This window comes from Marinobacter sp. UBA3604, from assembly GCF_002375325.1.
In the GTDB taxonomy this organism is placed as follows: domain Bacteria; phylum Pseudomonadota; class Gammaproteobacteria; order Pseudomonadales; family Oleiphilaceae; genus Marinobacter; species Marinobacter salarius.
This window is the reverse complement of sequence record NZ_DFMB01000060.1, coordinates 1-5,907: the sequence shown is the minus strand read 5'-3', so window position 1 is coordinate 5,907 and position 5,907 is coordinate 1. Positions and strand designations below refer to the sequence as shown.

The following is a 5,907-nucleotide window of genomic DNA, read 5'->3' as shown; positions in this document are numbered from 1 at the left end:
GGTTTAAATGGGGGCTACTACACCGACGTCGACGACCAGCGAATCAGCGGCGTATTTCCCCTGAAAGGCGTCCCGGTGCTTTTCTCTATGCGCCCTATTGTAAGAAGCGACGGTACGGGCGAACCAAGAGGCTTCCTGCTGTTCGGTCAGTTTCTGGACCAGCATCGAGTTAACACGCTGGCCGAGCAGATACTCATGAGCTTCGAGCTATCGCTTCCGACAGAAACACAGAAAGGCTCCGACAACTCCCATTACCAAATCAAGCCGATTGACGATAGCCGGTTGATGGCTCAAAAGTCTATTTACATTGACGGCGAACCGGCGCTGAACGCAAGTACCGAAGTTACCCGTAGCATCAGCCAGTTGGGAAAGAGCATCACACGGTACGGGATGCTACTGTTCGTCATACTGGGCGTGGCGATTGCGATCACTCTGTTCATCGTGTTCCAGATTACGGTGGTTCGCCCCATCCGCGACCTCAGAACCGACATTGCTAGTATTACGGGCTCCATGGATTACTCCATGCGGGCCCAGATTCGCAATCAGGATGAAATCGGTGCGCTATCGAGAGATTTCAACACAATGCTTGGCCTAATCGAAGCCAATAATCAGGAACTGAAGCAGTTGTCAGAGACTGACCCACTGACTGGTCTCTTCAACCGACTGGCCATGGATAAAAAGCTGCAGCAAGCCTGGCACCTATTAATACGAACCAGTGACCCACTGACCGTAATGCTGGTCGACATTGACTATTTCAAAGCCTACAACGACCACTACGGCCATCAGGCAGGCGATGACTGCCTAAAAAAGGTTGCTCAAATTCTGCAAAATGCCGCCAAACGCGATTCGGACATGGTTGCGCGCTACGGTGGGGAGGAGTTTCTGATTGTATTGCCGGGCACCAGCCGAGCCAGCGCCCAGAATATTGCCGCTGTTCTTCAACAGCACATCGCTGAGGAGAACATTGAACACAGCGCAAGCAGTGTCGACTCGCGGGTCACCGTCAGTATCGGTATCGCAGCTCAGGTACCCTCTCCAGCTGAATCCGTTTCGGAGCTGATTGGCGCTGCAGATCGTGCGCTCTACCAAGCCAAGGAGAACGGCCGGAACCGAATAGAATAAGACCGCACAGAGAATTGTGCGGCCTTATTCGCAGGAAACACCGAACCTGGGTCAATCGCTGGCCGGGCTTTCCTTCATGGCCGCGTTCATGCGGCGACGCAGCACCGGACCCACCACATAAGGCAACACCAGGCTCAGAGCGGCAACCAGCCAGAAGCTCTTGGCCAGGGTGCTTTCCCACAGAATGCTCCAGTCGCCGTCTGACAACACCAGGGCATGCCCCAGGTTCTTCTCCATCTCCGGTCCGAGCAATAGCCCGAGAATAATCGGCACCACCGGAATTTCCAGTTTGCGCAGGAAATAACCCGCCACGCCAAACGCCACCATGAAATACAGGTCGAAGGCGCTGTTGCTGATGGAATAGATGCCCACGAAGGCCACCATGGTCACAATGGGCAGCAGGTACATGGGCGGCACCGACAGCAGGCGCACAAAGAAGCCAACCAACGGGATGTTAAGCACCAGCAGCAGCACATTGCCAATCAGCAGGGCGGCAATGACGCCCCAGACAATATCGGCGTTCTGGGTAAACATCAGCGGGCCCGGCGTGATGTTCAATGAAATCAGCATCGCCAACAGCACCGCGGTGGTACCGCTACCTGGCACGCCCAGGGTCAACATGGGTACGAGCGCGCCTGATGAGGCACCGTTGTTGCCCGCCTCAGGCGCCACCACACCCCGGATATCGCCCTCGCCGAACGTGCCCTTCTTGCCTATCACGCTCTTTTCGAGGGTGTAGCTGATAAAACTGCCCAGGGACGCACCGGCACCCGGCAGCACGCCGGAAATGAATCCAAGCACGCCGCCACGAAGCTGGGTGGGAACCGTGGAGACCAACTCCTTGAAGGTAAGGGTCAGCTTGCCCACGTTCATTTTTTTACGCCCACCACCCATGCGCGACTCGACGAAGAACAACAACTCCGAAATGGCGAAAAGGCCAACAATCGCCAGGATAAAATCAATACCCTCGTAAAGTTCCAGCACACCGAAGGTGTAGCGCTGGGTGCCGGTGGAGATATCGATGCCCACGGTGGAGATCATGATCCCCAGGGTCGCGGCAATCACCGTCTTCATCGGGTTCTTGCCGGTAATACCACCCAGGGTGGCGAAGGCCAGCAGGAACAGCGCGAAATACTCCGCCGGGCCGAAACTCAAGGCAAACCTCGCCAGCACCGGGGCAAGCATGATCAACCCGATGGTGCCGATCAGCCCACCGGCAAAGGACGCAATAGCAGAGATCGCCAGCGCATCGGCCGCCCGCCCCTTTTGGGCCATGGGGTAGCCATCCAGGCAGGTCATCATCGCCGGTTCGTCACCGGGAATGTTGAGCAGGATGGAGGAAATACGGCCGCCATACATCGCGCCGGCGTAAACCGATGTCAGCAGGATCATGGCAGTTTCCGGCGGCAAGCCAAGGGTAAACGCCAACGGGATGAGGATCGCCACACCGTTTGCCGGCCCCAGGCCGGGCAAACAACCAATCAGGGTGCCCACGAAAGCACCGAAGAGCGCAAACATCAGGTTGTACGGTGTCAGGGCAACCGCAAACCCCTCCATCAGAAAACCAAGCGTTTCCATCAGTTCACCTCCAGGATGCCAGCAGGCAAGCTCAACGCCAGGCCATAGTTGAACAGGACGAACACCACCACGGCGCTGATCAGGCCCGTTAAAAAGGCATTCCTGGCGGGCGCGCCCATGCGCCAGCTAAGGGTGCCAACCGCCAGGGTTGTCGAGATGACAAACCCCAGGGGCTCAAGCAGCATCGCGTAGACCACCAGCACAACCAGCGACACCACCAGCTCAACTGCGGACCGGCCCAGCGGCCACTGGGCGTCGGGGTCCGGCTTGACCATCAGGTAGATGCTGCCGGCAACCAGAACCACCGCAAGGATGGTTGGAAAGGTTTCCGGCCCAACGGTTTCGGCGCCGCCAAACGGCTCGGGCCACTGCTGTGCAACCCAGCCGTAAGCCACTGCCAGAACCATCAGGCCCAGGCCAAGAAGCCGATCACCCAGGCCTGTCATTTCAGCAGTCCTATTTCGCGGGACAGGTTCTCGATGTCCTTTACCTGTTGCTCGACAAAGCTGTCGAACTCATCTGCAGGCGGATGGAACGGGATGAGACCATTGGCCTTCATCACCTTTTTCCACTGCTCACTGGCATACAGGGTATCGACGGCCTCGACCCAAAACGCCTTGGACTCACTGGAAGCACCCTTGGGCATGTAAAAACCGCGCCAGTTCGGGCCAACGGCGTCAACGCCCTGCTCTTTTGCGGTCGGAATATCGGAAAATTCACCCGGCAGGCGCTCGTCGGCCAGCACGGCCAGAACACGAAGGTCGCCCGACGACAGGAAACCGGTGACTTCGGAGATATCACCGGTGAAGGCGTCGACCTGACCACCGACCACCTGGGTCATGGCCTCACCACCGTTATTGTAGGAAAGGTACGGAATGGCGGGCAGTCGATCGGCGCCGGCGGCCTTCGCGGTGATCAGCACCTTCAGATGATCCCAGCCACCCCGGGCACTGCCGCCCGCGAACTTGACGGATTTCGGGTTCTGCTTGATGGCATCGAGCAGTTGATTCAGGTTCTCGTACTGTGAGTCCTTGCCTACGGCAATGACGCCGTAATCCGCGCCCAGTGCGCCAATCCAGGTCACCATATCGGCATCCAGCCCGGGGAACTGTTTCTGGGCGAGACGGGTAGTGGTTGCCGTTGATGCGGCGACGATCAGCTTGTCATCTTCCGCTCGTTTGCTGACCGTGTGAGCATAGGCAACGCCGCCGCCGGCACCGGCCATATTGATGGTCTGTACGGTGCCATCAACCAGGCCAAGGTCCCTCATCACATTACCGGCGCTGCGACAGGTAAAGTCCCAGCCGCCACCCGGGTCTGACGGGGCGATGCATTCCACTTTTCCGGAGGGTTGCCATGCGAGGGCCGAAAAACTGAGTGTGGCTATAGCCACCAATAAAAAACATCGTTTAGCAAGCATCTTATAACCTCTGATTTGTTGTTGTGTCCCTCGACGACGATCGCGTTCCGAGATGGCATTTTACGTTGCCACTAATAGCGATAACGGAGGACTCGATTGGCAGTGTAAGTAAATAAATAGCTTTCCCGAAGTTTGTGGGCGTAAAGCTTTTTTACACCTTAAAACACGTTCTGATCATATTGTTCACATAAAACGATTTCTGCCTGGGAATACTTCCCTGATCGTGGTTTTTATGACCAAAAAGCCCTAAATAGAAAAAAAGAACCTTATCTTTTAAAGATTAATTGAATATGACGTCATGGGTTAGTCTGACAGCGTTGTCGCGACAGCAACTGATACTCCGAATAATTACAAAAGAGGCTTTACGACTATGAAAAAAACCATAACCGGAGCTGCATTCATTCTTTTCGCAGCATTAACCAGCACTACTGTACTTGCCGCTCCTGATGAGCAAAAACTAGAAAAACAAATGTATGACCTTAAACAAGAACTCGACGACCTGAAAAAATCAAAAATTTTTGATCTCGAGTTTGGCGGGCGAATCCAGGCAGATTTCAACTACTTTCAAGGCGCTTACAATGCCGGCAGGGCTGGCGATCCAGGCAGTGATTTTTTCCCTCGCCGCATTCGTACTTATGTAGAGAGTGTGCATGGTGACTGGGACCACAAATTATTACTCGACTTCGCGGACGGTGGTGGCGAGATTGTTCTGGCGCGAGTACGCTACAAAGGTTTTGGCAATGGTCTGAAAGTACAGGCTGGTAAGCTTTGGGAAGAAATTTCACTAAACGGACGAACCAGTAGCAAACATATTGCCACTATATCACGTAGCTCGTTGGCAAATACCATGGCGCCATATTTCTCATGGGGCGCATCAGCCAACCAATACTTCGAAGACTCAGGCATTCGTTATGCAGTTGGAGTTTACAGAAACGAAGCTTTCGGTGCCGTTGGCCAGAATGTTGATGCCAATGGCGTTGACAATGGCGTTTTGGCGCTCGCATTAACAGGCCGCCTCACTTGGCAAAAAGATTTGCAAGACGGCGTTCTGCACCTCGGTGGCTGGTATTCAAACCGTGATATGGGAGGCCGGGATTTAGGAGCACGCTTCGCACGTGGAGAAGTACGCAACACCAATACCCGTTTGGTGGACTATGTCGCAGGGGGAAGCCCGGTAGCGCTGAACAGCCTGCAACAGGCCGGCTTAGAGGCTGCATATCAGCTAAGAGGGCTGACCGTAGAGGCAGAGTATGCAGCCCGTGAATTAAACGCCGTAGACCCAGCCTCACCGCTGGATGGTGAAGTTTACGATGGCTACACCGTTACCGCCAGTTATTTCCCGGCAGGACTTCAGCGGCAGTACTCTAAAGGCTCTGCAGTGTTCAAACAACCCAAGGGCGTTAGAGATGCATGGGAACTGGTTGCTCGTTTAAGTAATATGGATGCGACATCTGATACGCAGGGGACAGAAACAACAAGCTATACCCTGGGCACCAACTACTATTACTCGTCAAAGGTGAAATTTATGGCAAATGCCATTTATTCAGAGGTGAGTGGCCCGGGTGCAGCGTCCTTGGTAGGCAATGAAGACAACGGTCTGGGTTTTACAGGACGTATCCAATACTTGTTCTAAGGAAGCCATCAGTAGCTACCATCGGCCTGCGACAAAACGGGCACCCTTAGTTGCATGAGGTTCACAGCAGCCTGTCGGACTCAAGTGGTTGTTTCCGGCAATATAGAAGTTGAGTGGAATTCCCCGGACTTTGGAGCTATCGTCAAATCTGGTG

General features: G+C 54.7%; 5 protein-coding genes. 2 read left to right on the top strand and 3 right to left on the bottom strand.

Annotated elements, in window-relative coordinates:
* Positions 1 to 1,122: sensor domain-containing diguanylate cyclase (locus tag B2590_RS16735; protein ID WP_286810117.1), on the top strand; the 1,122-nt coding region annotated here is incomplete at its 5' end.
* A 51-nt stretch (positions 1,123 to 1,173) separates the two neighbouring features.
* Here B2590_RS16735 and B2590_RS16730 read toward each other — a convergent pair.
* From B2590_RS16730 to B2590_RS16720, 3 genes are read right to left on the bottom strand one after another with little or no spacing between them, the layout of a single operon-like run.
* On the bottom strand, positions 1,174 to 2,700 hold the full coding sequence (locus B2590_RS16730; RefSeq protein WP_036204071.1) for a tripartite tricarboxylate transporter permease: 1,527 nt from the start codon (positions 2,698 to 2,700) through the stop codon (positions 1,174 to 1,176).
* Positions 2,700 to 3,146: a tripartite tricarboxylate transporter TctB family protein gene (locus B2590_RS16725; protein WP_036204068.1), complete on the bottom strand. Its 447-nt coding sequence runs from the start codon at positions 3,144 to 3,146 to the stop codon at positions 2,700 to 2,702. Before B2590_RS16725 ends, B2590_RS16730 begins: the two co-directional genes overlap by 1 nt.
* Positions 3,143 to 4,120 carry a Bug family tripartite tricarboxylate transporter substrate binding protein gene (locus B2590_RS16720; protein ID WP_286810116.1) on the bottom strand — a complete coding sequence of 326 codons (978 nt, stop codon included), beginning with the start codon at positions 4,118 to 4,120 and terminating at the stop codon, positions 3,143 to 3,145. The genes B2590_RS16725 and B2590_RS16720 overlap by 4 nt, the downstream gene beginning before the upstream one ends.
* Positions 4,121 to 4,490: 370 nt before the next feature.
* Between B2590_RS16720 and B2590_RS16715 the strand changes: the two genes are divergently transcribed.
* The gene (locus B2590_RS16715) at positions 4,491 to 5,753 is read left to right on the top strand and encodes an OprO/OprP family phosphate-selective porin (protein WP_199448222.1); all 1,263 of its coding nucleotides are present in this window, start codon (positions 4,491 to 4,493) and stop codon (positions 5,751 to 5,753) included.
* Positions 5,754 to 5,907 lie beyond the last annotated feature (154 nt).

What these genes read in the sequence shown, in the direction of transcription:
- B2590_RS16730 (WP_036204071.1), bottom strand. Translation starts at nt 2,700, where the DNA reads ATGGAAACGCTTGGTTTTCTGATGGAGGGGTTTGCGGTTGCCCTGACA.
- B2590_RS16725 (WP_036204068.1), bottom strand. Translation starts at nt 3,146, where the DNA reads ATGACAGGCCTGGGTGATCGGCTTCTTGGCCTGGGCCTGATGGTTCTG.
- B2590_RS16720 (WP_286810116.1), bottom strand. Translation starts at nt 4,120, where the DNA reads ATGCTTGCTAAACGATGTTTTTTATTGGTGGCTATAGCCACACTCAGT.
- B2590_RS16715 (WP_199448222.1), top strand. Translation starts at nt 4,491, where the DNA reads ATGAAAAAAACCATAACCGGAGCTGCATTCATTCTTTTCGCAGCATTA.